Source organism: Rhodococcus sp. AC861 (assembly GCF_979256035.1).
Map to the genome: position 1 here is coordinate 1 of NZ_CEEDMW010000126.1, position 231 is coordinate 231.

Below are 231 nucleotides of genomic sequence, written 5' to 3' on the forward strand. Positions count from 1 at the left end.
GGGTATCGCTGCCTGGCAGGTGAACCACACACCTGTCAAACACACGTCGATGGTTTCGCGCCAGTCGTCCGGACTCATCGAGTCGGAAGCTCCGAGGGTGAAGATTCCCGCTTTGGCAGCCACGATATCGAGCCGTCCGAGTTGCGCGACGCCCTCGTCGACTGCAGTGGACATGGCGTCGGAGTCGCGGACGTCCGCGACCTTGGCAACGATGCGACGGCCCAACTGCTC

Annotated in this window: 1 protein-coding gene; it reads right to left on the reverse strand. The window is 63.2% G+C overall.

All coding sequences use genetic code 11. The annotated features are described in order from the left end of the window. The coding region (locus AC0IX4_RS23420; RefSeq protein ID WP_471831471.1) for an SDR family NAD(P)-dependent oxidoreductase at nucleotides 1-231 on the reverse strand (231 nt) is incomplete at both ends.